Here is a 24062-nt window from a genome sequence, read left to right as displayed (position 1 = left end):
CTGCCCCAATATGAAAGCGGCAGCGACAGCAGCATTACCCGTGCCACCCTCAGCGCAGGCCGTCTGAATATCGGCGGTCAAGAAACCACCACCCAAGCATTGGGCATCAACAGCGACAGCAGCAGCGCCCACAGAGCAGTCAACGCCCTGCCCGATTTAGCCGCGATTACCGAGAAGCAGCAGATTGTAGCGAAAGCAACAGCAGACATCGTATCCGCAACGCGTACCTTCAGCGGCAACCGCCAACAGGCAGCAGCCGAAGAGCGGGCTAAAGCCGAAGCGGAATACGAAGGCCGTCTGAAAGCCCAAAATGACGGCAGTTACGAAGCTTTCAGCCAACTGAGCGACATCGAACGCCAAACCGTCTTAAGCAGCGAATCCGAAGCCTACCGCAATGCCGACACCGAAGCCAAAAACTGGGGCATAGGCGGCAGCAAATCCCGCGCAGTGAACGCAGGCACCATCCTGCTCACCGGCATACTCGGCGGCCAAACCAACCTGCAAACCGCCGCCAACGCCCTGTCTCCCTACGCCGCAGCCGCCATCGGCAACACCTTCGGCCACGGAGAAAACCAAAACGAAGCCGCACAAATGGTCGGCCACTTCCTCTTGGGCGCAACCTTAAGCTATATTAACAGCGGCGACCCGTTAAGCGGCGGATCGGCAGCGGTTGCAGCCGAAAAAGCCGCAACATATCTGAGCCGGCAATACGACGACGGTCAAACTGCCATCGACCCGCAAACGGGCGAGTTTAATGCCAACCTATTACCCGAAAGCGTGAAAGACGAAATCAAATCCACCACGGGCGTGATTGCGGCTTTGGTGGGTGCAACGGGAGATAACGGTGCGGCGTTGAATGCGCAGATTTCGGGAGTGATTGGGCAGAATGCGGTGGAGAATAACTGGCTGCATTCCCAAACTGCCAAACAAAAAGGCTGGCTGTCCCAAACGGAAATTACACTGCTGGATAAACTTGCCAAGCAATCAGGTGCAAAGAGTATTGAGTATTTTATTCAAGAAGAGCAGAAAATTCGTCAAAGCAGGATGATTAGTACTGATAAAGAAAAAGCTTTAGCTAATCTGAAACGAGAATACGAAGCCGACAGCCGAAAAATGGAAGCGGCTGCTGCCAAACTTCCGAAAGGAAGTAAAGAACGGGAGATATTGTTTGATATTGCCCGAAAAATACAGGGGATTGTATCTATCATTCCGCCGTATGAAAAATCAGAGTTTATTCGGTCGGAGCAACGAGATTGGCTGGCAACATCAAACCCGATTATTCATAGTGGCGATACCGGATTTACTGCTGTTCAAAGGCAATGGGCAGTTAAGGATGGCAAAACCGCTGAGGAGGCACGTTTTCAAACGGAAATGCCCGTTGCTGGCCATGGAGGAAATCTAAAAGGCTCCACGAATACGGTATCCAAATCAAAATTGCCGAGTAGTACCAAAGATATCAAAGTAAATAACCAAGTAAAATACAGTACCTCTGAGGGGAAAGCCGATAGCGTAAGTGGCAGAAATTTAGCTGACCAGTTAACTACCAAAATGTCTAAACCTATAGTAAAAGATCCCACCCTTAAAAAAATTGTTAATGATTTATATCGAGACAATGCAAAAATAGGTAGTGGAAGTACAGCTGATGCGGTTCGTTATGAACTTAAAAATAATACCAAGGTTGGTGGTAGAGAACATAGCGAAAAAGCTAAAAATTATTCTGTAGCATTAGAAAGATGGTTAGCAAAAAATCCTGAAGCATCATTTAGCGATCAGTCAACTGCCAAGAACATATTACGCGATCTTCAAAATGCACTTAAAGGAAAATAAAAATGAATCACGATCAATTTTTAAAAAAAATTAAAACCATATCTCAAATATCACTTGCAATTAACAATTTCATTGATGAATGGGGAGATGATTTACCAGTAATGCTTTTTGGTGAAATAGGTAGAACAATAGCAATAAACCTATCAGAACTTTCCAAAAATGATCGTATATATATATTTGCTTACATTAAAGATGGCATGTCAAATGGAGAAGAAGTTCTTAAAAACTATATTGCTACTGGACTATTAGAATCCATGTATAACTACTCAAAAGAAAACAACTCTTGGCCATTAATTAAAAATAATTTAGATCACATATCGTTAAAATATATTAATGACTGGATAAATTTTGAAAATATTTAGAAATTAAATGCCCTTCTTTATGGGTGGGTGAAAATAGCCTATTCATTAACGCAAGTGTGGAATTTCACAGTAACTAAAAAAACTCTCAGCCTTCAAATATCGGAACATAAGGCTTGTATCGATGTTAAAAATACTTTTGCTGCCCTTGATGCCTACCAACGAGCCAAACTCATTGACATTTGCACGACTAATCCGCAAACAACAGCCTGTGCTAATGAGATTGGTAAAGCGCAATCAGGAGACTGGGCAGTCATCACTGAAAGCGACAATTATCCCGGCATCGACCCCTCCAAACCGGGTAAAGAAGCTTTACACTTAATCTGTGGCAGTAATCAAATTTGCCGTGATGAAATTACCCGACAAGATTTGAGAAACAATCTTGACCAATTGATTGTTGAACGAGACCCTGCATTCCTGAAACGAACCGCAGACGGCTACCGTAACGGCGTACTGGGCAAAGTTCTTGATTTCCGCGGCATGAACGATAAAGAAGTTATCGACCATGCAAAAGCGGCAATGTATGCATCAGTGGGGATGATTGGGAGTATTGGGAAATCTAAGGTTGGCAATCAGTGGAAGGCTAAAGATAGCGCGACCACTAGAAAATTTTCCGGGCCTGTATTTAAAACTGATACAGAGGCTGCTAAAGCAGCAAAATCTCTTGGATATATAAAAACTAATTTCAGAACTAAATCAGGTGCCGTAATTTTTAAAAAAGATAATAGCTATATAACAAGAGACGTTGATGGCCATATTGGTGGAGCATGGAAGGAAGCCTCTAGCCCTGAAAAATTGAATTCAAAAAATACTCGAAATGGAACTTTTGATTTAAATTTAAAGAAAATTGGAGACTAATATGAGCAATTTCAAGGATTTTTATAGAAATATAACTTACTATACAGAATACAATGAGGATTCTTTTATTGGAAAATGGCTAGATTATGGTGCATGGGATGATAATGAATATTGGAAATTAGAACAGGATTTGTTAGAAATATCAAAAAAATATAATGAAGAAAAATTTCTACCTCAAGATATTTTGATTGGAATTATGAGAATAGTAGAATTACTAATGGTTCCAAATTGGCAACTATTTTCAATTAATTCAGTAAATTGTAAAAATACAGAAGCTGATATTTATGATAGATTTGAAAGAATAAAAGTTTTATTATCGTCTTTATTTATGGAAGATATAAAATTTGAGCATTATGATTTCAATTACTCACGAAGCTGAGAAACCAATTTCCTATTGAACAACAGCGAAAACTTTCAGACGGCCTATAATAAAGCCCGCGACTGGGGCATCGGCGGCAGCAACAGCTGCGCATTAAATGCCGCCTCCGCCCTGATTACCGGCGCGCTCGGTGACCAAACCGATATACAGGTTGCCGCCAACACCCTCGCCCCCTACGCCTCCGCCGCCATCGGCCGACAATTCGGCCACGGCGCCGACAAAAACGAAGTCGCCCAAGCAGTCAGCCATTTCGCCTTAGGCGCAACCCTGGCCTACATCAACGGCGGGAATGCACTCAGTGGCGGCAGCGCAGCCGTAGCCGCTGAAAAAGCCGCAATATATCTGAGCCGGCAATACGACGACGGCCAAACCGCAAGAGACCCGGTTACGGGCGAATTCAATCCGAATCTGCTGCCCGAAAGCGTGAAAGACGAAATCAAATCCACCACGGGCGTGATTGCGGCTTTGGTGGGTGCAACCGGTGATGGCGGTGCAGCGCTCAATACGCAGATTGCCGGGGTGATTGGGCAGAATGCGGTTGAGAATAACCAATTAAGTGGATACGAATCTTTGATGGGAGGAAATGTAGGAGTTGAATCCTTAAAAGGAGCTGTATCACTTTACAAGCAACAATTGGAAAGTGGAAAAACAATTGAAGAAGCTAATAAAGAAGTTAATAAATATCTGCAAGGATATGGCTTAAGACAACATACAGGTGTTGAAAATCTAGTATACGGTTCTTTAGCACTGCCTATTGTAGCAATTGGAGGAAAATCTTATGCTATTGCTGCTTTATCTTCTGTTGGCCAAGGTGTTATTACTACAGTAATTATAGAAGGTAAGCCATATAAAGTATCTGATTTATCTTATGATGCAAGTTTAGGGATTTTAGTTGGTAAAGGCTTAAGCAAGGCTTCTGAAAGTATGTTCAAATGGTCTAATGTAAGAAGTGATGATTTAAAAGCAAATAAAATAATGAAGAATAGCCTTATTATTCCATCTCTATATATTCAATATGGTGTGGGAAAAGCAGGTAGTGGGACTGCATCAAAGTTTCTAGAAAAAAGAGATATCATTCTTATAGAAGTTCCAGATATGAGAAAGAATATACAGAAAAAATAGGTATTTTTATGATTAAATTTAAAGAAAATAGACGAACTTTATACGGAATAGCTCTTTTAATTCCAGCTATAGTATATTTTAATTTATTTCTAATTAAAAAGTTTTTTAAAATAAGAAATAAAAGTCAATTAATTATAGCTAATATATTTATTTTTATAATATTCCAATTAGAATTTTTACTAATAATTTTTCTAATTGGCAGAATAGATTTATCTAGTTTAAAACAGATGGGAATTATTTTTATAGCTTCATCATTATTCTTTTTATTGGGATGGGATAATTTACCATATTGGAGTGAGGAAGATTAAGGCCTTATTCTCGGCGGCCAAACCAATCTGCAAACCTCCGCCAACACCCTGTCTCCCTACGCCGCAGCCGCCATCGGCAACACCTTCGGCCACGGAGAAAACCAAAACGAAGCCGCACAAATGGTCGGCCACTTCCTCTTGGGCGCAACCTTAAGCTATATTAACAGCGGCGACCCATTAAGCGGCGGATCGGCAGCGGTTACAGCCGAAAAAGCCGCGCAATATCTGAGCCAGCAATATAACGACGGCTACACCGCCATCGACCCGCAAACGGGTGAATTCAACCCCAACCTGTTGCCTGAACACATTAAAGACGAAATCAAATCGACTACCGGTGTGATTGCCTCCATCGTCGGCGCGACCGGAAACGGCGGTGCGGCGTTGAATGCGCAGATTTCGGGAGTGATTGGGCAGAATGCTGCTGAAAACAACCAGGCTGGGCGCGGGTTTAGAACGCCACAATTAATACGCAATGACCTCAACATTGCTGCGTACAATCTTCAATTTGCTCAAGTCCGCTCATTTATTCCTAATTTCAACGGATTTCCAACAGCTAGAAATGTAGACTCCGAAGGCAGGGGAATTGTTACCTCTGCTGAAGTTGCTCAAATGAGAGCATTTGCTGAATTTTTAAGAACACAGCCGAGAGGAAGGAGTCAGGCTGAATATGTTGCCAGATTTAATGGCATTTATCAGAGTTATAGTACCCCTGGCCAAGTTGTTAACAGAGCACTTAACATCAGGGAGTATTTAAATGACATTCAAGCTCAAACTGGGTATAAAATTGAATTTTCTCAGAGAATAGGATTAACTGATTATATTAGGGCTAATGGTGTATTTACACCGTCATCACAAACACTTCATCAGAGACGAACTGAGTTTAATAGAAAGAGGGAAAGTTTAATTAAAAAGTGGGAAGTAAATACGGGGCTAAAATGGCCAACCTATACTGAGCCTGTGATATCTTCAAAAACTGGAAGAATCATAAAACGAGTAGGCTCCAAATATGATGTACATCATATTCAGCCTTTGGAAAATAATGGTGGTAATATTTGGCAAAATATCACTCCTGCAAGATACCCGGACCAACACCAAGGGGGTATTCATCGCTGGGATGGTCCATTAAGAAATATTCAGAGAAAATAAGGATTAGATAAATGTTTGAACTAATAAAAAATGCTTCAATCATTATGAAAGATAGTGATGAATATATACCGATTATGGTAAATAAAAATTTGTTTTTTAAAGTTCCAGAAAATGACTTTCTAGAATTAACAAAACATATTACGATACCGTCCGATTTATCAAATTTCTGGAACGAAATTGGTTATGGCTTTCTTACTATTAGTAAAAGTGAGAGTATACGCACAGGGTCAGATAATCGCATTATGGATCCGTTATCTATTGTAGATATATTGACGGGAGAGTCTGAACAAGTATCTCCTGAATTTACTCTTGAGCCATATCAAATACCTTTTTTTGAAAGATTTAGTGAGTATTTTATTTGTTTTGATATACGAGATGTAGATAAGCCTAAACAGCCAGTATATTGGATATGGGATATGGAAACTCCATTAGCAGTTTCAATTCAAAGCTTTATCTACAAATTATTTGAAAATCCCGATTTTCTTAATGAAATCTAACAAGCGAAACGGACATAGGGTGGACACTTATTGGCCACACGGCTTTATTTCATCTTTACTTCAATGAAATCAAGCAGTCTGAAAACAATCTTTTCAAACGGCATTTCTTATTTTTGCGTCGGCGTCTATATTTACGGCGAGGTCAGTGATAGAAAAGGCAAAAATTATTACCTTGCCGAAAGCCACATCACCCTTGAAGCCGACCACATCCGCCTCAACAGCCAAGGCGACACCACTTTACGCGGCGCCACCGTCACCGCCAACCGCATCGATACCGATGTTAAAGGCCGTCTGAATATCGAAAGCGTGCAAGATACGCTGTCGCAAACCAGCAAACAAAGCGGCGCCGGTGCCAGAATACAAATCGCCCTCGGCAGCGCCTGGGAAGCTTCCGGCAATTTCAACCAAAGCAAAGCTTCGGGCAGCAGCAATACCGTCCACACCCAATCCGGCCTGTTTGCCGGCGACGGCGGCTACCACATCAACGCCGGCAGCGTGCAGCTCAAAGGCGGCGCGATTGCCTCGACCGCGGCGAAAGAGAATAACGGGCTGACCGCCAACGCGCTGACCTTTGAAGATATTCAAAACCACAGCAGCTACAAAGCAACGAATGTGGGGTTGAGCGGCGGCTACGGCGGCGGGCTCAGCAGCAGCGAAGCCTTCCAACAAAGCCCCCTCGGCCAAGCATCCGCCGTAGCCGGCCAAAGCATCAGCCAAGGCCCCGGCTACAGCCCGACCCTGCCCCAATATGACAGCGGCAGCGACAGCAGCATGACCCGTGCTACTTTAAGCGCAGGCCGTCTGAATATCGGCGGTCAAGAAACCACCACCCAAGCATTGGGCATCAACAGCGACACCGAAACCGCCCATCAAAAACTGGCTGCCCTGCCCGATATCCAACAGATTCTGCACAACCAGCAGGCCGCAGCATCCGCCACCGCCGACATCACCTCAGCCGTGCGCACGTTTAGCGGGAATATGGCGGCGGAAGCGCAGAAAGCGCAACAACAGGCCTACGAACAGCTTCAGACGGCCATCAAAAACAACGATGCCGCTCAAATCGAAGCCGCCGTACAACAATACAATCAGGCTCAACAATCCGCCAAAGATTGGGGCATCGGCGGCAGCAAAGCCCGCGCGCTCAATGCCGTTTCCACCGTTGTCACCGGCGCCCTCGGCGGGCAGAACGGCCTTCAGACGGCCGCCAACACCCTCTCCCCCTACGCCGCCGAAACCATCGGCCAAACCTTCGGCCAAAACGGCAGCAACCCGAATGAAACGGCACAACTGTTAAGCCATGCCCTGCTGGCAGGCATCGTAGCCGCGGGCAACGGCGGCGATTTCGGTGCAGGTGCCGCGGCGGGCGCAGGTGCGGAAGCCACAGCCAAAGTCATCACAGAAGTTCTGGCCGGCAAAGAAGCAGCCAATCATCCGAACCTGCTTTCAGAGGAGCAAAAAACCACCATCCGTGATTTGAGTGCGGCGGTGGGCGCATTTGTAGGCGGTATAGGCGGTGATTCCGGGTTGAATGCGCAAATTGGCGGTGTGGTGGCGCAGAATGCGGTTGAGAATAACTGGTTACATTCTCAAACTGCCAAACAAAAAGGTTGGTTGTCTAAAACAGAAATTGCGCTGTTGGATAGACTTACTAAGCAATCCGGTGCCCATAGTATTGAGTACTTTATCCAAGAAGAGCAAAAAATACGACAAAGTAATATGAGCCATGCAATCAAAGAAAAGGCATTGGCAAATCTGAAGCGAGAATACGAAGCTGACAGCCGAAAAATGGAAGCTGCCGCAGCCAAACTGCCAAAAGGAAGTGAAGAACGAGGCCTTCTGTATACCATTGCAAGTAAAATGCAGGGTATCGTATCCGTGCTCCCCTCGTATGATAGATCTGAATTTCTTCGGGCAGAACAAAGAGACTGGCTGCCGACCTCAAACCTGGTCATACACAACGGTGATACGGGTTTTGTTAAGGTACAGCAACAATGGGCTGTTGAGGATGGCAAAACACTTGAGGAGGCGCGTTTTCAAACAGAAATGACGGCTGGAGGTAAAATGGCAAATATACGAAGTAGCAAACCTCAGTCCATTCTACCTATCAGAAATGATCAACCTGTTCAAGTAAGTGCGAAAGGATCTATTGGGAAAGATTACTTTTACGATGTTAATCAAACTGCAAAAATTAACTCTCCCAGAACACATACTTTAATTGCAGATAGAGTTAACGCAAAAATTGCAAAGGATGGAAAAAATAGACCTAATAATACATTAGCAGATTCTCACGCTGAAATTGGGGTCATACAGCAAGCTTATAATGCTGGTAAAACTAAAAATGCCAGCATGAGTATGGAAGTTATAGGTAAAGATGTTTGTAGCTATTGCAAAGGAGATATTGCGGTAGCCGCCGAAATTGCAGGCTTGAAAACATTAACAATTAAAGCGATAGATAATCTAACTGGCAAGACAAAAAGTTATTATTGGCAACCAGGTATGAAATCAATAAAGGAAAAAAAATGAAAAAATTAAGTTTTGGTGGATATGGAATTTCATTGGCAAATGAACGAATACAATTTCCAGTTTTTACAAATCCAACAAAAGAAATTATTAATGAAATACTAATAAAAACATTGGAATATACTAGAGGGGTAATAAAAATTAGTATTGTTCCTGAACCTGAAACTGGAATTTTTGAACTTACTGTAGAATATGATTCAGGAATTTATTTACCGCTATTGAGTATATATGCAGATGATGGTGATATAGATGTAAAAAACTGGATTGAGAATGAGGAATATGATAGAAAGGAGGTGATTATAGGGGGGCACTATTACTCAAGTAAATTCACAACAAAAAATGTAAATATTATTAGGAATTTATTGATTAATTTCATAGATGATACCAACTTATTGTTAAGTATTATGAAATAATCGAACAAATTTAGCAAGCCGTAAGGTGGGCGCGATATTGATGTGATCGGCAGCACCGTCGTTGCCCAAAACAATCTCAACCTCAATGCGGCCGGCAACATCAATATCCTGTCCGGCCAAAACCGCCAATCCCTCAGTGAAACCCAAGTGGGCAGCGGCATCGGCTCGGCGCAAATCTCCGACACCGAATATTTCAGCGGTTGGATGAAAAACCGTCAAGACAGCCACAGCAGCCAAGTCGAGCAAGTCAAATCACAAGTCGGCAGTCTTGGCGGCAACGTCAATATGCAGGCCGGTGCCGGCTATACTCAACAAGTCGCCGACGTGGCGGCGGCCAAAGACATCAACATCACCGCTAACAATATCGACATTCTCGACGATTACAACCGCGGCAGCAGCCACCAATCCGAGCGCGACGTTAAAATCGGCACCTTTGCCAAAGTGTCTTCGCCGCTGATCGAGCTGGCCTATGCCGTTGAAGATGCCGTCGACAGCAACGCCGGCGACCGCACCCGCGCCCTACAGGGCATGGCCGCCGCCGCACAGGGCTATCAGCTTTACGATGCGGTCGGCAAAGTCACCGATGCCGCCGCCCGCAATACCAAAGTTGCCGCCGATGCCCTTAAAAACGGCGTGGCCGTCAACCCTGATGATTTGCAGCAGGGTGCGGTATTGGCCAAAGCCGAAGCCGGCGTCGGCTTTAAAACCGCCAATGCCAGCCAAAACCAAAGCTATGCCGACAGCCGGCGCAACACCCTCAGCGCCGGCGGCAACCTCACTCTGCAATCGACCGCGGGCGATATCCGCCTGCAACACACCGCCGCCAGCGCCTTGATGCCGGCAGCCACAACCCCACCGAGCTGACCGCCAACGCGCTGACCTTTTCAGAGGCAAAATACCCGTCAACCGAATGCTCAACGTTATCCTGCCGTTATTCCGCCTCTTCCACCACCACACGCGCATTCAAAGGCTGCAACGGGCGGTTGTTGGCATAGCCGATGATATCGTGCATGGCGGCGATTTGCGCCTTGGCGGCGCTTACCGGCGTTTCCATCACCACCCAATAAACCCCTTCGCTGCACGGCGGCGTGGTTAGCGAGCCGTTTAGGCGGAAATGGGCGCGGTTGGCCGGAAACAACGGCATAATATCCAAAGCTTGCGCTAAATCCGCCGATTGACCCGGTTTGAGCTTGTCAGCCAACAAAGGGGCAAGCGCAGGATTGGCCCGCCCTTCTTCAAACATTACCGCCACCACCGCCAACTCGCCATCGGCAGTTTGATGTACAAAATGCGCCTCCATCGGAAAATGGCGGCCTTTAAAAGTGTGTTCGCTCGGTGTATGGAAATGAAATTGTTTCAATACAAACTGCTTGCCGCCGATAGCCAGCGTCTGCTCCCGGCCTTGCGGCTTGGCCTCAACCGTGTGGCCGTTGTTTTCCACTTCGTAGCGCTGCGGCAGATAACCAAACGCCACTGTATCCACGCTGCTGTGCAAGGCCTTGGCCAAATCGACCGGCGACTGGTTTTTACCGCTGCGGCAAAGTGCATAGGCTTCAGAAAGCCCGCCCCAATGCGCCGGGCTTTCGTTGCCTTGATAAGACCAATGTTGCGCAGCATGAGGAGCCGCAGCAGCAGCGGCACACCAAGCGGCAGCCAGCATGCCCAACAAAATACGGTTTTGCATGAACCCTCCAAACATTTATATCAAATTGAAATATAACATTCTTGATATTCAAGAATAAATTTTATATTCCATACAATTTGATTTGATATTATCAAAACAGCATCTTCATCATACAAGCATTTTGATTTAGCGCAAATCAGGCACTCTTTCGGCAACATGGTAATCGCGGCGCCGGCCCTTGCAGATATTTCTCCGCCCTCTCCGCCCGCTTTTTCAGACGGCCTTACATTCGCATTTCAAGTGCAGCGCTTACATTATGCGAGCTAAGGCTTATGTTTCCTTGTTTTCAGCATGAAGACCAGGTTGCTGTTACAGTGGCATTGTCAAGAATGCCGACAGGCACGGCGAAGCCGCTTGTTCTTGATAATGCCACTGTAACAGCACATAACTATTGATGCTGAAAACGAAATCTGCGGTTGTTGCACTTGAAATACGAATCCGCCGGCCTGATACCCAACCTTCATTTCCGCGCTGTAGGCTTTCGTAATTTGATTTACATCAAACACGATTCATCCGCCGGGTATACAATTTCATACAACTGATGATTTTTTTGTATAAGCCATAGAAAGGAAAGAGAAAGATGATTAAAGGTATTCAAATCACCGAAACCGCCAACGCCGATTTGCTGCATTCGTTTTGGCTGCTTGATGATGAAACCCAAGAAGTGCGCTGCCTGTGCGCCAAAGGCGGCGAATTCAAAGAAGACGACGTGCTCGCCCTCGCCGCATTGGGCGATGTGTCTTTTAAAGAAATTCCGCTCGATATTAACGCCCGCCCGAAAGTGGAAGGCGGCCAGCACCTGAATGTGAATGTGCTGACCCGTGAAACGCTGGAAGAAGCCATTGTCAATCCCGACAAATACCCGCAGCTCACCATCCGCGTATCCGGCTATGCCGTGCGCTTCAATTCACTCACGCCCGAACAACAGCGCGATGTGATTACCCGCACCTTTACCGACAGCCTGTAACTTAGGAGTTCCTGGTCATTCGATTTGCGGGTGTATTTTGCCCTCATAAACGACATCAGAACACCCTTAGACTGAAAGTTTAAAAATTTCAAAAGCAAGCCGCCCGTTTGAGGCGGCTTTTTCACAAGTTTGATATTTGCCGCGCCAATGCTCCAAACACCGCGCCTCAACAGCATCAGCCGCTCTGCACAGCCGTCAGATGCACCGCCGCCGAGCGCTGCACTGCTTTGCGCAAACTTTGCAGCTTGGGCGGCTGCGCCTGCCAGCAATGCCAAAACAAGGGCACATCTATAAAATATTGCGGGCACAGATCCAGCAGCTCGCCGGCCTTTATCTGCTCGCTTTGCAGCTGCTGTTCAAACAACATCCCATAACCCAGCCCCATGCGCACGGCCTGAAGAAAAGCGTGTGAAGAAGGCACATAATGAGTCGGACACATGGCCGCATCGGCCTGCAAATGCCGGCGCAGAAAATCAGCCTGCAAATCGTCTTTACGGTTAAACACCAGCAAAGGCGCGCGCCGCAAAGCTGCCGGGGTGAGGCCGTCTGAAAAATAACGGGCAGCAAAAGCCGGGGCAGCCATCAGGCGGTAGCGCAACCCGCCCAAAGCATGCACCTCGCAGCCGCGCAGAGTTTCGGCTTCGCTGCTCACCGCCGCCATCACCCGCCCTTCGGCCAGCAATGCGCGGGTATGGTCTTGATCTTCGACCTGAATATCCAGCAGCAACCCGCCGTCGGCCGCAGCTTCAGCCAACACCGGCAGCAGCCAGGTATCGAGCGAATCATGATTGGCCGCCAACGAAAGCACCGGCGGCCGTTGTTGCAGCTCATGCGCCAGCGCCTGCTGCAAGCTCACCACCTGGCGCCAATAACGCAGCAGCTGCTGCCCTTGCGCCGTCGGACGGCACGGCCGCGCCCGTGTTATCAGCAGTGCGCCTGCCGTTTCTTCCAAATCGCGAATGCGTTTGGACACCGCCGAGGCCGTGATATTAAGCTGCACCGCCGCCTGTTCGAAGCTGCCGCAGTCGGCCGCCGCGGCCAGCGCCGACCATTGTTTGAAATCCCAATTCATTCACTGTTTCCTGAATATTTTTCAGACGGCCTGAAAAAAACTTCATCTGCTGGCACAACACCGGCCGGGCGCCGATAATGTGCGCCATACACACATGAAATACGGCGCTGCCGGAGCAGGCAGTGCCGTTTCACCCCAACCAGGATTTTATCATGAATGCTTTTTTTAACGGCCTGATGATTTCAGGCAGCCTGATTATTGCCATCGGCGCCCAAAATGCTTTTGTATTGAAACAGGGCTTATTAAAACAAAATACCGGCATTGTGGTGCTGCTGTGCTGGCTGTGCGATGTGGTGCTGATGGGCTGCGGCATTTTCGGCGTGGCGCTGCTGCTCTCCGACAACACCCGCGCCGCGGCATGGCTCTCGCTGGCCGGCGGCGTTTTTCTGCTGGTTTACGGCATGCTCAGCCTTAAGCGCGCCTGGCGCGGCGGCGGTCACATGAACGTATCCGCCGCAGCCGCCACACCGGTTTCTGCCTACAAAACCGCTGCAACCACGCTGGCGCTTACCCTGCTGAACCCGCATGTTTATGTTGATACCGTCATGCTCATCGGCGGCAGCGCCGCCCGTTTCGGGCAGGCCGGCAAAATCAGTTTTTTTATCGGCGCGATTATGGCTTCGGGCATTTGGTTTGCCGGTATCGGCTACGGCTCGCGACTGTTGCTGCCCTTATTCAGCCGTGAGCGGGTGTGGCAGATTTTAGACGGACTGATTGCAGTGATGATGTTTTACCTCGCTTACGGCCTGCTCAAATCGGCGTGGCTGACACTCTTTCCGGCCTGATCCCGCATTCCGTTGGACTTATTTTTAAACGGCATCAGGCCGTCTGAACAATTGTTTCAGACGGCCTTACTGAATTTGGTTACAATAAAGCCTGCAAATCATTTAAAACGCGGTTAAATTAAGCTAATTTGCTTGTTTCAGCACATTTTGCCGTTTATTTTATTAAAACATTTCCGCAAGCCGCCGATACCGGCGCCGGCACCACAACCGGCTGCACGATAACGGGGCGGAAACCCATGAAAACGCCAGAGACTTTTGCATGCACACCCAAAACATCGTTATTCTGATTTCCGGCCGCGGCAGCAATATGCAGGCCATTGTTGAAACCGACATTCCCGGCGCGCGTATCGCCGCAGTATTAAGCAACCGCACCGAAGCCGCAGGCCTGGCCTGGGCGGCTGAGCGCGGCATTGCCACCGATGCGCTCGACCATCGCCATTTTGCCGACCGCACCGCTTTCGACCAAGCCATGATGCAGAAAATCGATGCCTACCAGCCCGATTTGGTGGTATTGGCCGGCTTTATGCGCATTCTCACCCTCGAATTCTGCCGCCATTACCAAGGCCGCCTGATCAACATCCACCCCTCGCTGCTGCCCGCCTTTACCGGACTGCACACCCACGAACGCGCCATCGAAGCAGGCTGCCGCATTGCCGGCTGCACCATCCATTTTGTTACCCCCGAGCTTGACTGCGGGCCCATCATCGCCCAAGGCGCAGTGCCGGTAGCGGATAACGACAGCGCCGATGATGTTGCCGCGCGGGTATTGAAAGTGGAACACCAATTATTTCCCCGCGCCGTGGCTGATTTTGTAGCAGGCCGTCTGAAAATCAAAGGCAACCGCGTTATCAATGCCGAACACCGCGCCGGCACATCCGAACTGCTCGCCTAAACCCGGCAAAGATAAACCGGACAAAGAAAGGAAAATGATGAAAAAAACCATTTTGCACACCATCCTCGCCGCCGCAGCCTTAGCGGCCGCCCCCGCATTCGCCGCCGACTTGCCGCAATCGGCCGAGCTGCAATATTCGGGCAGCTACGGCATTCCCGCCACCATGACCTTCACCCGCAGCGGCAACAGCTACAAAATCGTCTCCAACATCAAAGTGCCGCTTTACCGCATTCGCTTTGAATCGGGCGGCACCATTTCCGGCAACAGCCTGCGCCCCACTTATTATAAAGACATCCGCGGCGGCAAAACCTATGCCGAAGCCAAATTCAGCGGCGGCAAAGTCACCTACGGCCGCACCGGCGCTCAAACAACCGAAAACGTATCCGGCCCCACCATGGATTTATTTACCCTCGCCTGGCAATTGGCTGCCAACGATGCCAAACTGCCCGGCGGCCTGAAAATCACCAACGGCAAAAAGCTGTATAACGTCGGCGCCCTCCAACGCATCGGCAGCAGCCAAGTCAGCGTGGCCGGCGGCCGCACCGCCGTCAACCAATACCGCGTCCGCCGCGGCGGCGACACCGTTACCTATGCCTTCGCCCCGGCTTTCGGCAACATTCCCGCCCAAATCAGCTACAGCGACGACGGCAAAAACTACGATTTAAAACTCACCAGCGTGAAAATCAACGGTCAAACCGTCAAACCCTGACCGAAGATACAGCGTTCAAACCAACAGGCCGTCTGAATAAAGTTTTCAGACGGCCTGTCGGTTGCCCAGTCATCAAAACCACCCAATAATGAGGCAATGCCCGTCCACAAAATAACCTAGGGTGTCCTGACAATTCAGAATTATTCAGATTTTTTGCGATAAAAGTGCAGATGCAAGGCAAAAAAAATCCCCTCATAAACGACACATCAGGACACCCTAAGCCCAAAGTCCGGCAAAGCGCAACGCCGCCGGGCAGCCTGTTTTAAACGGGTATAAAATCTTTACCGCCCCAATATCGCGTATAATGGCGGCAATTCCACCCGACATATTGATTATGACCCCCAACCAGCTCGAACACACCACCGCCGTATTGGCCGACATGCTGACTTTCAAACAGCCTGCCGATGCCGTACTCTCTGCCTATTTCCGCGCGCACAGCAAGCTCGGCCGCCAAGACCGCCACGAAATCGCCGAAACCGCTTTCGCCGCCCTGCGCCATTATCAAAAAATCGCCGCCGCCCTGCGCCGCCCGCACGTGCAAGCAAAAAAAGCCGCGCTGGCCGCGCTGGTGCTCGGCCGCAGCGTCAACATCAGCCGCATTGAAGCGCTGCTCGAAGAGGAAGACAAAACCTTTCTCAGCCAGCTCAAAGCCCGCAAAAGCGAGTTTTCAGACGGCCTCAACACCGCCGCCGAGCTGCCGCAATGGTTGATCGACACATTAACCGCCGCGCAACAAAGCGAAAGCGATATTCTCGCCTTCGGCCGCAGCGTCAACCGCCCCGCCCCGCTTGATGTGCGCGTTAACACCCTCAACGGCAAACGCGACAAAGTGCTGGCGCAATTACACGCCGAAGGCCTGGCTGCCGAAGCCACGCCCTATTCACCGTGGGGCATCCGTTTTCAAGACAAAATCGCGCTCAACAAACACCCGCTGTTTCTCGACGGCACCCTCGAAGTGCAAGACGAAGGCAGCCAGCTGCTGGCCTTGCTGCTGGGCGCCAAGCGCGGCGAAATCGTGGTCGACTTTTGTGCCGGCGCCGGCGGCAAAACCCTCGCCGTGGCCGCCATGATGGCCAACAAAGGCCGCATCTACGCGTTTGACATTGCAGAAAAACGCCTGGCCAACCTCAAACCGCGCATGACCCGCGCCGGTGTTACCACCATTCATCCGCAACGCATCGACAACGAGCACGACAGCCGCATCGCCCGTCTGCACGGCAAAGCCGACCGCGTATTGGTCGACGCGCCCTGCTCCGGCCTCGGCACCCTGCGCCGCAATCCCGATTTGAAATACCGCCAATCGCCCGCCACCCTCGCCGCCCTGCAACAACAGCAGGCAAGCATTCTGGCCGAAGCGGCCAAGCTGGTTAAAAACGGCGGCCGTCTGGTATATGCCACATGCAGCATCCTGCCGCAGGAAAACGAGCAGCAGGCCGAACGTTTTCTGGCCAACCACCCCGGCTGGGTGCAGCTGGATTGCGCCGAATTGCTCTCCGCCGCCAAAGTGCCCCTCAACACCGGCCACTACCTGCAAATGAATGTGGCACAACATCAAACCGACGGTTTTTTCGCCGCCGTGTTTGAAAAACAAGGCTAGGGTTTCCTGATGTGTCGTTTATGAGGGGATTTTTGTTCCTGGAAATGCAGATGCAAGGCAAAAAACACAGCAAGATTGGACATCTTGCGAGGCTTTTTAACGCAGCAGATGTGCTTTTAGCACAAAAAAGATGATGATATATGAATTGTCAGGACACCCTAGGCTTTCCGAACTATTGCATCTGCCCTCAAACAGCCTTATATTACTTCCCGAACCGAACCCGATATCATTAAAGGATCAACACATGAGCATTCAAGAGCAAATCAAAGAAGTGGTTACCACCCACCGCGTGGTATTGTTTATGAAAGGCACCAAACAGTTTCCGCAGTGCGGTTTTTCATCACGCGCCGTGCAGCTGCTGCAAGCGGCCGGCTGTGAAGATTTTGTAACCGTTAACGTATTGGAAAACGACGAAGTGCGCCAAGGCATCAAAGAATACAGCGACTGGCCGACCATTCCGCAGCTTTATGTAAACGGCGAATTTATCGGCGGCTCCGACATTCTGATGGAAATGTATGAAGCAGGCGAACTGCAAGACGCCCTGAAAGCCTGAGCGCAACACCTAAAAAAAACCCTGCCCGATGCAGGGTTTTTTGTATATGGCCGTCTGAAAGCATTCACAAGCCGCCGTCAAAACCTTTATAATAACGCCGGATTCAATCATACCGGCCGTCTGAAACACGCGCCCCACCGAAAGCACTCATCATGAATATCACCATTATCGAACACCCGCTGGTCAAACACAAACTCACTCTGATGCGCGAAGCCGAATGCAGCACCTACAAATTCCGCACCCTCACCAAAGAGCTGGCACGCCTGATGGCTTATGAAGCCAGCCGCGATTTTGAAACCGAAAACTACATTCTCGACGGCTGGTGCGGCGACATCGAAGGCCAACGCATCAAAGGCAAAACCCTTACCGTGGTGCCGATTTTACGCGCCGGCCTGGGCATGCTCGACGGCGTGCTCGATTTGATTCCCACCGCCAAAATCAGCGTGGTCGGCCTGCAACGCGATGAAGAAACCCTGCAACCGGTATCCTATTTTGAAAAACTGGTCGACAGCATGAACCAGCGCCCCGCCCTCATTCTCGACCCCATGCTGGCCACCGGCGGCTCGGTTAACGCCACCATCGACCTGCTCAAAAGCAAAGGCTGCCAAAACATCAAAGTGCTGGTGCTCGTAGCCGCGCCCGAAGGCGTAAAAGCCGTTAACAACGCCCACCCCGATGTGACCATCTACACCGCCGCGCTCGACAGCCACCTTGATGCACACGGCTACATCATCCCCGGCTTGGGCGATGCGGGCGACAAAATTTTCGGCACCCGCTGATTGCATCTAAAGGCCGTCTGAACCACTTTTTTCAGACGGCCTGATTCATTCATATCACCCACAGGATTCCCATGAGCTTTCAAGACAACCTCGCCGCCATGCCCGCCATCGACCACTTGAGCGGTTTAAACGTATGCGATGCCGAAGGCAATATGCTGCACCACATCCCGGCCGCGCCCGGAAAACTCGGTTCGCTCAAACTCTATCACGCATTGGCAGCCGAATTCAACGGCGCCTTAAATGCCGAATCTGCCGCCCGCGGGCTGGAATGGTTTGCCGAACACGTGGCCGATGCCCGCCGCCATCCGGGCAAACACCCGAATATCGACCTGCTGCTGCAAGTGCAAAACGAAAACCTCGATTACCATCTGCACCCGCTACCGGCCTGAAACAAACCGCCGTTTCCACGCCCGCGCATCAAAGCAGGCCGACGGTGCCGAACCGCATCATCATACCGTGTTCGGCATCTTCGGCTCTCCGCCCATCCGGCTTGCGGAACCAACATAAGCTCGGGAGTTGCCGAACATCAAGCTTTGTCCGACAGCATTCGGTTTTGATGCTGCATCATTCCGCTCCCTCCCCCGTCCCAACAGGGAGGGTTGAGGGGTAAAATCGTGAATAATTTATATCTCATGGATTATCTTACCCCAAACTCACGCAATACCCGCACACGCCATATAACCAAAGCGCATTTCATTACAACCAAGCATTCTTTCCTTTTTTCAGACGGCCTCGTTAAAGTAACGCCATCCAAACGCCCTCCGAACAAAGGAACACCCATGTCTGCAACCACCGCCCCCGTGCTCCGCTTCATTACCGCCGGCAGCGTCGACGACGGCAAATCCACCCTAATCGGCCGGCTGCTCTACGACAGCAAAACCCTGCTTGCCGACCAGCTCGACAAACTCAACCGCGATGCCGAAAGCGGCCGCAATATCGATTTTGCCAGCCTCACCGACGGCTTGGCCGCCGAGCGCGAACAAGGCATCACCATCGACGTGGCCTACCGCTATTTCGCCACCGCCAAACGCAAATTCATCATTGCCGACACCCCCGGCCACGAGCAATACACCCGCAACATGGTTACCGGCGCTTCCACCGCCGATGCCGCCATCGTATTAATCGATGCCGCCCGTGTTGATTTTTCCACCACGCCCGCCACCCTGCTGCCGCAAACCAAGCGCCACAGCGCCATCTTAAAACTGCTCGGCTGCCCCAGCGTGATTGTGGCGGTCAACAAGCTTGACCTGCTCGATTTCAACGAAAGCAAATACCGCGCCATCACCGAAGCCTATGCCGCGCTGGCCGCACAAATCGGCCTCAAAGCCGACATCCGCTATCTGCCCATCAGCGCCCTGCAAGGCGACAACATCGTCAACACCAGCGCACACACGCCTTGGTACGACGGCCTGCCGCTACTGCCGCTTTTAGAAACCCTGCCCGTGGCCGGCACCGGCCGTGCCGACCTGCCCGCACACTTTCCCGTGCAGCGTGTTGCCCGTCAAGACGGCAGCAGCAGCAACGATTTTCGCGGCTACCAAGGCCGCCTCGAATCAGGCCGTCTGAAAGCAGGCGAAGAAATCGTGATACAACCTTCCGGCAAACACGCCCGTATCAGCGCCATCTACAACGCCGGGGGCGAAACCCGGGAAGCCCAAGCCGGCGAAACGCTGACCCTGACACTCGACACCGACATCGACATTTCGCGCGGCGACAGCATTCTCGCTGCCGACAACCCCACCCGCCCCGGCCAAGATTTTCAGGCGGCCTTATGCTGGTTTGACGAAACTCCGCTCAATTTGCGGCGCAAATACCTGCTCAAACAAGGCACACAGACCAGCGCCGTCAAAATCAGCGAAATCGCCTATGTGTGGGACGTACACACCCTCAGCCACGTGCAGTCTGCCCATCAGCTCGCCCTCAACGACATCGGCAGCGTGAGCCTGAAAACCCAACAGCCGCTCACCGCCACCACCTATGCCGACAACCCCGCCACCGGCGCCTTTATCCTCATCGACGAGGCCACCCACCACACCGTGGCCGCCGGCATGATACGCAGCGGCAGCAGCCAAAGCACTTTTGAAATCTGAACGGCCCATCCCGATTCATACCCATGCCGTTAGATTATTTTTGCGAATGGGTATAACCGACCAAACCGCATCCTATCCGTTTGCACAATAAAATCAGGCCGTCTGAAACCGCAACTGCTTTTTCAGACGGCCTCATCTTGTATACTTACACAATGAGGCCGCGGGCAGAGTAAAATCCAAGCGCACAACAACAGTGTCTAAAAAAGCCTTAAAATATACAGGAATGAAGAAAGAAGTAATACAAATCAGCAAAGCAGCAACACCGCAGCACTTTTTATTCATTCCACCATGAATACTCAAGGAATACTCAAGCTTGCCTGCCTACCGTCAAAACCCCCACATATTCAGGAGCCAATCCGTGCACACCTTCAAAATCTACTGCGCCGGCGGCGATGTCTTTCTGCCCGAAAACACACGCAACACCGTTTTTACCGCCATGAAACAACAAGCCGCCGCCCTTTCCGGCAACAGCCTGCATTTCGAGCTGCTGATTCCCACCGATAACGAACTCACCCTCGACCCGGCCGCCGATGCCGGCGCCAAACGCCGCAACGCCCTGATTATCCGCCGCGCCAACGAAGCCATGATACGCAGCTGCGATGCCGTTATCGCCAACCTTTCGCCTTTTCGCAGCAACGAGCCCGATTGCGGCACCGCCTACGAATGCGGTTATGCCGCCGCGCTGGGCAAAACCGTATTGGTTTATACCGATAACGATGCCGATCAAACCGAAAAATACCAAGGCTTCGATTTCGGCCAAAGCGCACCCGACAAGCGCTTTGCCTACACCGGCATCGAAGATTTCGCGCTGCCTTTCAATTTGATGATGTATGATGACGCCCACCCCATATTCAGCAGCTTTCATCAGGCATTGGCCTATTTTCAGCAACAGTATTTGAATGGCGCACGCTAAGGGTGTCCTTAGGGCCCTGAGGCCGTCTGAAAACCGGCCGCCGGCAAAGGTTCGCATAAAAACTGTAATTTTGCTTAAAAACCCCTATATAATGGAAATTGCCTTGTAATAAAGAAACAGAATGATCAAAATCACACCACGCAATCTTCACACCGCCCTGCAAGAACAGCTTGAAACCGGCAATTTCGTCGCCCTGCTCGATGCCTTGGTGCACTTTATCCGCAAGGGCGGCTCGCGCCATGCCGCCGAACGTTTCGACATGCTGCTCGAACTACTCACCGAAAACCCCGAACTTTGCCATACATTCGGTACCCGTTTTCACTTCTGGCTCTCAAAAATCCACGTTTACCCCGCATTAGTGGGGCTGGGCGTGTTTTCCCGCAATGGTTTCGGGCGTGAGGTGGCCATCCGCATTTATGAGCGCTTCATCCCCTCATATAAAGAATTAAACAACCTTAAAGATGTGTTTTTATACCTTTTCCGCTCGCATCATGACGAAACATGGCTGCAAACACTGAGCCTGCGCCAATGGCTCAACCTCTACGGCCTCTTGAGCAGCTGTGCCGGCGAAGAAAGCGTGCAGGCCGCATCCCGCCAAATCACCCAAGCGCGGCTGCATGCTTTGGAAATGCTGGCCATCTGGGTGGCCGCCGAAGAGCTGGAGCCTGACTTTATCCGTATCGAACCGAAGCTGCTCGATGTAGATTCCGCCTTTGTGGCCTTGCAGCGCGAAGTGGCCGTATTGGTGGCGCACTACCGCATGCCCGGCCAAACTCAGCCTTACGACACCGCCCATATCGAAGTGATGCTGGAGCAATGCCAAAACAAAGTCACCCGTTTGCGTCGCAAAGGCACCGGTGCCGGCGCCGGCTCATCAGTAAAAGTGGCGCACCTGCTCGAGCGCCTGCAACAAACGCTCGAACGCCTCAAACGCCTGCTCGACATTCAAACCAGCGATGATGAAACCCTGCGCCAGCGCCAAACCATCGTATTGCTCAACACCATGACCCTGGCCGCCGTCGAACAGCACAGCACCAGCCTGCTGCGCCGTCGCAGCATCAAAATGCTGGCCAAAAGCATCAGTGAAAACACCAGCGACCACGGCGAACACTACATCACCCGCAACCGCAGCGAATATTGGGGCATGCTGCGCTCGGCCGTGGGCGGCGGCGTGCTGATTGCCCTGATGGCGCTCAACAAAATCCATATCGGCAACATGGGTTTCAGCGAATTCACCACTTCACTGCTGGCCGGCCTCAACTACGGCTTGGGCTTTATGCTGATCCACATGCTGCATTTCACCGTGGCCACCAAGCAACCGGCCATGACCGCCGCCAGCTTCGCCGAAGAAGTCGAGCGCAACGACAAAGGCCGTGTGGTCAACAACCGCCTGGCCACCCTGCTGATTGATGTGGCGCGCTCGCAAAGCGTGGCCGTGTTCGGCAATGTGAGCGTGGCCATCTTGCTTGCCGCACTGATTGCATTTGTGTTTGCCGGCCACACCGGCGCCCCGCTGCTCAGCGCCGACAACACCGCCTATCAGCTCAAATCGCTGCAACCCTTTACCCAACCCACCTTGTGGTATGCCGCCATTGCCGGGCTGTGGCTGTTTTGCTCGGGCATTATCTCGGGCTTTTTCGACAACCGTGCCGACTATCTCGATCTGCGCCGCAGGCTCACCGTGCACCCGGTGCTGAAAAAAATCATGCCCGCCCGCCTGCGCGTGTGGTTTGCCGGCTATCTGCACCACCATTACGGCTCGCTGGCCGGCAACTTTATGTTCGGCATGCTGCTGGGCATGACCGGTTGGTTCGGCCACCTGCTCAACCTGCCGCTCGACATCCGCCACGTGGCCTTCTCATCGGCCAATCTCGGCTACGCCGCCATCAGCGGCCACATCGGCCTTGCCGCCTTCATGCTCGGCCTGCTCGGCGTGGTGCTGATCGGCCTGGTCAACCTGTGGGTGAGCTTTATGTTGGCGCTGTTTGTCGCACTGCGCTCGCGCGATACCCGTATCGACAGCATGCCGGCGCTGCTGAAAAGCGTTTGGGCGCAAATCCGCGCCAATCCGCTGAATTTGTTTTTCCCCATCGAAGCGCCGACACAAGTGGTCAAAAACGCCAAATCTGCCGAAAAATAACCGGCAAAATAAAGCAGGCCGTCTGAAAACTTTCAGACGGCCTGCTTTATCGTTGCTGCTGCGTTTATTTGCCTTCAGCTGCGGCCTTTTGCAAAATCACATACAACTGATCTTTTAAAAATAATTTTTGTTTTTTCAATTCCTCAATTTCATCCAAACCGCCGGTTACGGGGCTGTTGGTCAGGCCGGTGATTTTATCGTCCAGCTCATTATGCTCGTCAAACAAACGGGCGAAATGGTTGTCTTCTTGTCTCAGTTTTGCAATCAGTTCACGATATTCAGGAAACATTGTTTTATCCTCTTTGATTAATAAAAATACCACACAATCTGGCGATTGTTTCGCGAGCGCTTGCTTAACATTGTTTATCGGGCGGTTTCCCCAAAAACACATGCGTTTTCAAGAAAAACACACCCGTCAATCAACATCGGCAAACCCTGATGCCGGCCTGTAA

The 24062-nt window shown here is 50.6% G+C and carries 26 protein-coding genes and 1 pseudogene; 23 read left to right on the top strand and 4 right to left on the bottom strand.

Annotated elements, in window-relative coordinates; genetic code table 11:
* The first annotated feature begins 99 nt into the window (after positions 1 to 99).
* The 9 genes and pseudogenes from LVJ83_RS07105 to LVJ83_RS13650 form a co-directional block, all read left to right on the top strand.
* The gene (locus tag LVJ83_RS07105; RefSeq protein ID WP_244783829.1) at positions 100 to 1827 is read left to right on the top strand and encodes a VENN motif pre-toxin domain-containing protein; all 1728 of its coding nucleotides are present in this window, start codon (positions 100 to 102) and stop codon (positions 1825 to 1827) included.
* Positions 1828 to 1829: 2 nt separating this feature from the next.
* The gene (locus tag LVJ83_RS07100) at positions 1830 to 2189 is read left to right on the top strand and encodes a DUF7674 family protein (protein ID WP_244783828.1); all 360 of its coding nucleotides are present in this window, start codon (positions 1830 to 1832) and stop codon (positions 2187 to 2189) included.
* Positions 2190 to 2216: 27 nt separating this feature from the next.
* On the top strand, positions 2217 to 3044 hold the full coding sequence (locus tag LVJ83_RS07095; protein ID WP_244783827.1) for a toxin C-terminal domain-containing protein: 828 nt from the start codon (positions 2217 to 2219) through the stop codon (positions 3042 to 3044).
* A gap of 1 nt (position 3045) precedes the next feature.
* On the top strand, positions 3046 to 3423 hold the full coding sequence (locus LVJ83_RS07090) for an Imm41 family immunity protein (RefSeq protein WP_244783826.1): 378 nt from the start codon (positions 3046 to 3048) through the stop codon (positions 3421 to 3423).
* 15 nt (positions 3424 to 3438) lie between these two features.
* Positions 3439 to 4545, top strand: a complete 1107-nt coding sequence (locus tag LVJ83_RS07085) for a VENN motif pre-toxin domain-containing protein (RefSeq protein WP_244783825.1) — start codon at positions 3439 to 3441, stop codon at positions 4543 to 4545.
* Positions 4546 to 4553: 8 nt separating this feature from the next.
* The gene (locus tag LVJ83_RS07080; protein ID WP_244783824.1) at positions 4554 to 4853 is read left to right on the top strand and encodes a hypothetical protein; all 300 of its coding nucleotides are present in this window, start codon (positions 4554 to 4556) and stop codon (positions 4851 to 4853) included.
* Between the two features lie 120 nt (positions 4854 to 4973).
* Entirely contained in the window at positions 4974 to 5999 is a 1026-nt protein-coding gene (locus tag LVJ83_RS07075; protein ID WP_244783823.1) for a hypothetical protein, read from the top strand.
* Positions 6000 to 6010: 11 nt separating this feature from the next.
* Complete coding sequence (locus LVJ83_RS07070; RefSeq protein WP_244783822.1) at positions 6011 to 6496, top strand: SMI1/KNR4 family protein; 486 nt, start codon at positions 6011 to 6013, stop codon at positions 6494 to 6496.
* 63 nt (positions 6497 to 6559) lie between these two features.
* Positions 6560 to 6784: pseudogene (locus LVJ83_RS13650) on the top strand (hemagglutinin repeat-containing protein); the annotation flags it as partial.
* Here LVJ83_RS13650 and LVJ83_RS07065 read toward each other — a convergent pair.
* The gene (locus LVJ83_RS07065; RefSeq protein ID WP_244783821.1) at positions 6734 to 6976 is read right to left on the bottom strand and encodes a hypothetical protein; all 243 of its coding nucleotides are present in this window, start codon (positions 6974 to 6976) and stop codon (positions 6734 to 6736) included. The pseudogene LVJ83_RS13650 and the gene LVJ83_RS07065 overlap by 51 nt on opposite strands.
* 15 nt (positions 6977 to 6991) lie before the next feature.
* Between LVJ83_RS07065 and LVJ83_RS07060 the strand changes: the two genes are divergently transcribed.
* Genes LVJ83_RS07060 through LVJ83_RS07050 form a run of 3 tightly spaced genes read left to right on the top strand, consistent with a single transcriptional unit; the run spans position 6992 to position 10293 of the window.
* Positions 6992 to 9019, top strand: a complete 2028-nt coding sequence (locus LVJ83_RS07060; protein ID WP_244783820.1) for a cytidine deaminase-like fold-containing protein — start codon at positions 6992 to 6994, stop codon at positions 9017 to 9019.
* Positions 9016 to 9429: a DUF6911 family protein gene (locus tag LVJ83_RS07055; protein WP_244783819.1), complete on the top strand. Its 414-nt coding sequence runs from the start codon at positions 9016 to 9018 to the stop codon at positions 9427 to 9429. The genes LVJ83_RS07060 and LVJ83_RS07055 overlap by 4 nt, the downstream gene beginning before the upstream one ends.
* 42 nt (positions 9430 to 9471) lie before the next feature.
* A complete protein-coding gene (locus LVJ83_RS07050) occupies positions 9472 to 10293 on the top strand; it encodes a hemagglutinin repeat-containing protein (RefSeq protein WP_244783818.1) in 822 nt (273 codons plus the stop codon).
* Positions 10294 to 10360: 67 nt separating this feature from the next.
* On the opposite strand, the gene LVJ83_RS07045 is transcribed toward LVJ83_RS07050, so the two are convergent.
* On the bottom strand, positions 10361 to 11113 hold the full coding sequence (locus LVJ83_RS07045; RefSeq protein ID WP_244783817.1) for a carbonic anhydrase: 753 nt from the start codon (positions 11111 to 11113) through the stop codon (positions 10361 to 10363).
* Between the two features lie 580 nt (positions 11114 to 11693).
* Here LVJ83_RS07045 and grcA point away from each other — a divergent pair.
* Positions 11694 to 12080: an autonomous glycyl radical cofactor GrcA gene (grcA, locus tag LVJ83_RS07040; RefSeq protein ID WP_244783816.1), complete on the top strand. Its 387-nt coding sequence runs from the start codon at positions 11694 to 11696 to the stop codon at positions 12078 to 12080.
* A 175-nt stretch (positions 12081 to 12255) separates the two neighbouring features.
* Here the strand turns inward: grcA and LVJ83_RS07035 are convergent, their stop codons facing one another.
* Positions 12256 to 13152, bottom strand: a complete 897-nt coding sequence (locus tag LVJ83_RS07035) for a LysR family transcriptional regulator ArgP (protein WP_244783815.1) — start codon at positions 13150 to 13152, stop codon at positions 12256 to 12258.
* Between the two features lie 152 nt (positions 13153 to 13304).
* Between LVJ83_RS07035 and LVJ83_RS07030 the strand changes: the two genes are divergently transcribed.
* From LVJ83_RS07030 to LVJ83_RS06985, 10 genes are all read left to right on the top strand, one after another.
* A complete protein-coding gene (locus tag LVJ83_RS07030) occupies positions 13305 to 13937 on the top strand; it encodes a LysE/ArgO family amino acid transporter (RefSeq protein ID WP_244783814.1) in 633 nt (210 codons plus the stop codon).
* 259 nt (positions 13938 to 14196) lie between these two features.
* A complete protein-coding gene (gene purN / locus LVJ83_RS07025) occupies positions 14197 to 14829 on the top strand; it encodes a phosphoribosylglycinamide formyltransferase (protein WP_244783813.1) in 633 nt (210 codons plus the stop codon).
* Between the two features lie 37 nt (positions 14830 to 14866).
* Complete coding sequence (locus tag LVJ83_RS07020) at positions 14867 to 15538, top strand: DUF3108 domain-containing protein (RefSeq protein WP_244787690.1); 672 nt, start codon at positions 14867 to 14869, stop codon at positions 15536 to 15538.
* A gap of 334 nt (positions 15539 to 15872) precedes the next feature.
* On the top strand, positions 15873 to 17135 hold the full coding sequence (locus LVJ83_RS07015; protein WP_244787688.1) for an RsmB/NOP family class I SAM-dependent RNA methyltransferase: 1263 nt from the start codon (positions 15873 to 15875) through the stop codon (positions 17133 to 17135).
* 244 nt (positions 17136 to 17379) lie between these two features.
* Positions 17380 to 17688: a Grx4 family monothiol glutaredoxin gene (grxD, locus tag LVJ83_RS07010; protein WP_244783812.1), complete on the top strand. Its 309-nt coding sequence runs from the start codon at positions 17380 to 17382 to the stop codon at positions 17686 to 17688.
* A 152-nt stretch (positions 17689 to 17840) separates the two neighbouring features.
* A complete protein-coding gene (upp, locus tag LVJ83_RS07005) occupies positions 17841 to 18467 on the top strand; it encodes a uracil phosphoribosyltransferase (protein ID WP_244783811.1) in 627 nt (208 codons plus the stop codon).
* Between the two features lie 71 nt (positions 18468 to 18538).
* The gene (locus tag LVJ83_RS07000) at positions 18539 to 18856 is read left to right on the top strand and encodes a DUF2322 family protein (protein ID WP_244783810.1); all 318 of its coding nucleotides are present in this window, start codon (positions 18539 to 18541) and stop codon (positions 18854 to 18856) included.
* Between the two features lie 390 nt (positions 18857 to 19246).
* On the top strand, positions 19247 to 20557 hold the full coding sequence (locus LVJ83_RS06995; RefSeq protein WP_244783809.1) for a sulfate adenylyltransferase subunit 1: 1311 nt from the start codon (positions 19247 to 19249) through the stop codon (positions 20555 to 20557).
* Between the two features lie 358 nt (positions 20558 to 20915).
* Positions 20916 to 21470, top strand: coding sequence for a nucleoside 2-deoxyribosyltransferase (locus LVJ83_RS06990; RefSeq protein WP_244783808.1), 555 nt, complete (start codon positions 20916 to 20918; stop codon positions 21468 to 21470).
* Between the two features lie 121 nt (positions 21471 to 21591).
* The gene (locus tag LVJ83_RS06985) at positions 21592 to 23610 is read left to right on the top strand and encodes a site-specific recombinase (RefSeq protein WP_244783807.1); all 2019 of its coding nucleotides are present in this window, start codon (positions 21592 to 21594) and stop codon (positions 23608 to 23610) included.
* A 64-nt stretch (positions 23611 to 23674) separates the two neighbouring features.
* Here the strand turns inward: LVJ83_RS06985 and LVJ83_RS06980 are convergent, their stop codons facing one another.
* Complete coding sequence (locus LVJ83_RS06980; protein WP_244783806.1) at positions 23675 to 23899, bottom strand: HP1242/YdcH family protein; 225 nt, start codon at positions 23897 to 23899, stop codon at positions 23675 to 23677.
* Positions 23900 to 24062: the final 163 nt, after the last annotated feature.

Source organism: Uruburuella testudinis (assembly GCF_022870865.1).
Taxonomy (GTDB): Bacteria; Pseudomonadota; Gammaproteobacteria; order Burkholderiales; family Neisseriaceae; genus Neisseria; species Neisseria testudinis.
Note: the sequence above shows the minus strand (reverse complement) of the source record. Positions and strands in the feature narration are given on the sequence as shown.

Excerpts from the sequence above, each read along its gene's own strand:
- LVJ83_RS07100 (WP_244783828.1), top strand. The coding sequence starts at position 1,830 with ATGAATCACGATCAATTTTTAAAAAAAATTAAAACCATATCTCAAATA.
- LVJ83_RS07090 (WP_244783826.1), top strand. The coding sequence starts at position 3,046 with ATGAGCAATTTCAAGGATTTTTATAGAAATATAACTTACTATACAGAA.
- LVJ83_RS07080 (WP_244783824.1), top strand. The coding sequence starts at position 4,554 with ATGATTAAATTTAAAGAAAATAGACGAACTTTATACGGAATAGCTCTT.
- LVJ83_RS07075 (WP_244783823.1), top strand. The coding sequence starts at position 4,974 with ATGGTCGGCCACTTCCTCTTGGGCGCAACCTTAAGCTATATTAACAGC.
- LVJ83_RS07070 (WP_244783822.1), top strand. The coding sequence starts at position 6,011 with ATGTTTGAACTAATAAAAAATGCTTCAATCATTATGAAAGATAGTGAT.
- LVJ83_RS07055 (WP_244783819.1), top strand. The coding sequence starts at position 9,016 with ATGAAAAAATTAAGTTTTGGTGGATATGGAATTTCATTGGCAAATGAA.
- LVJ83_RS07045 (WP_244783817.1), bottom strand. The coding sequence starts at position 11,113 with ATGCAAAACCGTATTTTGTTGGGCATGCTGGCTGCCGCTTGGTGTGCC.
- grcA (WP_244783816.1), top strand. The coding sequence starts at position 11,694 with ATGATTAAAGGTATTCAAATCACCGAAACCGCCAACGCCGATTTGCTG.
- LVJ83_RS07035 (WP_244783815.1), bottom strand. The coding sequence starts at position 13,152 with ATGAATTGGGATTTCAAACAATGGTCGGCGCTGGCCGCGGCGGCCGAC.
- LVJ83_RS07030 (WP_244783814.1), top strand. The coding sequence starts at position 13,305 with ATGAATGCTTTTTTTAACGGCCTGATGATTTCAGGCAGCCTGATTATT.
- purN (WP_244783813.1), top strand. The coding sequence starts at position 14,197 with ATGCACACCCAAAACATCGTTATTCTGATTTCCGGCCGCGGCAGCAAT.
- LVJ83_RS07020 (WP_244787690.1), top strand. The coding sequence starts at position 14,867 with ATGAAAAAAACCATTTTGCACACCATCCTCGCCGCCGCAGCCTTAGCG.
- LVJ83_RS07015 (WP_244787688.1), top strand. The coding sequence starts at position 15,873 with ATGACCCCCAACCAGCTCGAACACACCACCGCCGTATTGGCCGACATG.
- grxD (WP_244783812.1), top strand. The coding sequence starts at position 17,380 with ATGAGCATTCAAGAGCAAATCAAAGAAGTGGTTACCACCCACCGCGTG.
- upp (WP_244783811.1), top strand. The coding sequence starts at position 17,841 with ATGAATATCACCATTATCGAACACCCGCTGGTCAAACACAAACTCACT.
- LVJ83_RS07000 (WP_244783810.1), top strand. The coding sequence starts at position 18,539 with ATGAGCTTTCAAGACAACCTCGCCGCCATGCCCGCCATCGACCACTTG.
- LVJ83_RS06995 (WP_244783809.1), top strand. The coding sequence starts at position 19,247 with ATGTCTGCAACCACCGCCCCCGTGCTCCGCTTCATTACCGCCGGCAGC.
- LVJ83_RS06985 (WP_244783807.1), top strand. The coding sequence starts at position 21,592 with ATGATCAAAATCACACCACGCAATCTTCACACCGCCCTGCAAGAACAG.
- LVJ83_RS06980 (WP_244783806.1), bottom strand. The coding sequence starts at position 23,899 with ATGTTTCCTGAATATCGTGAACTGATTGCAAAACTGAGACAAGAAGAC.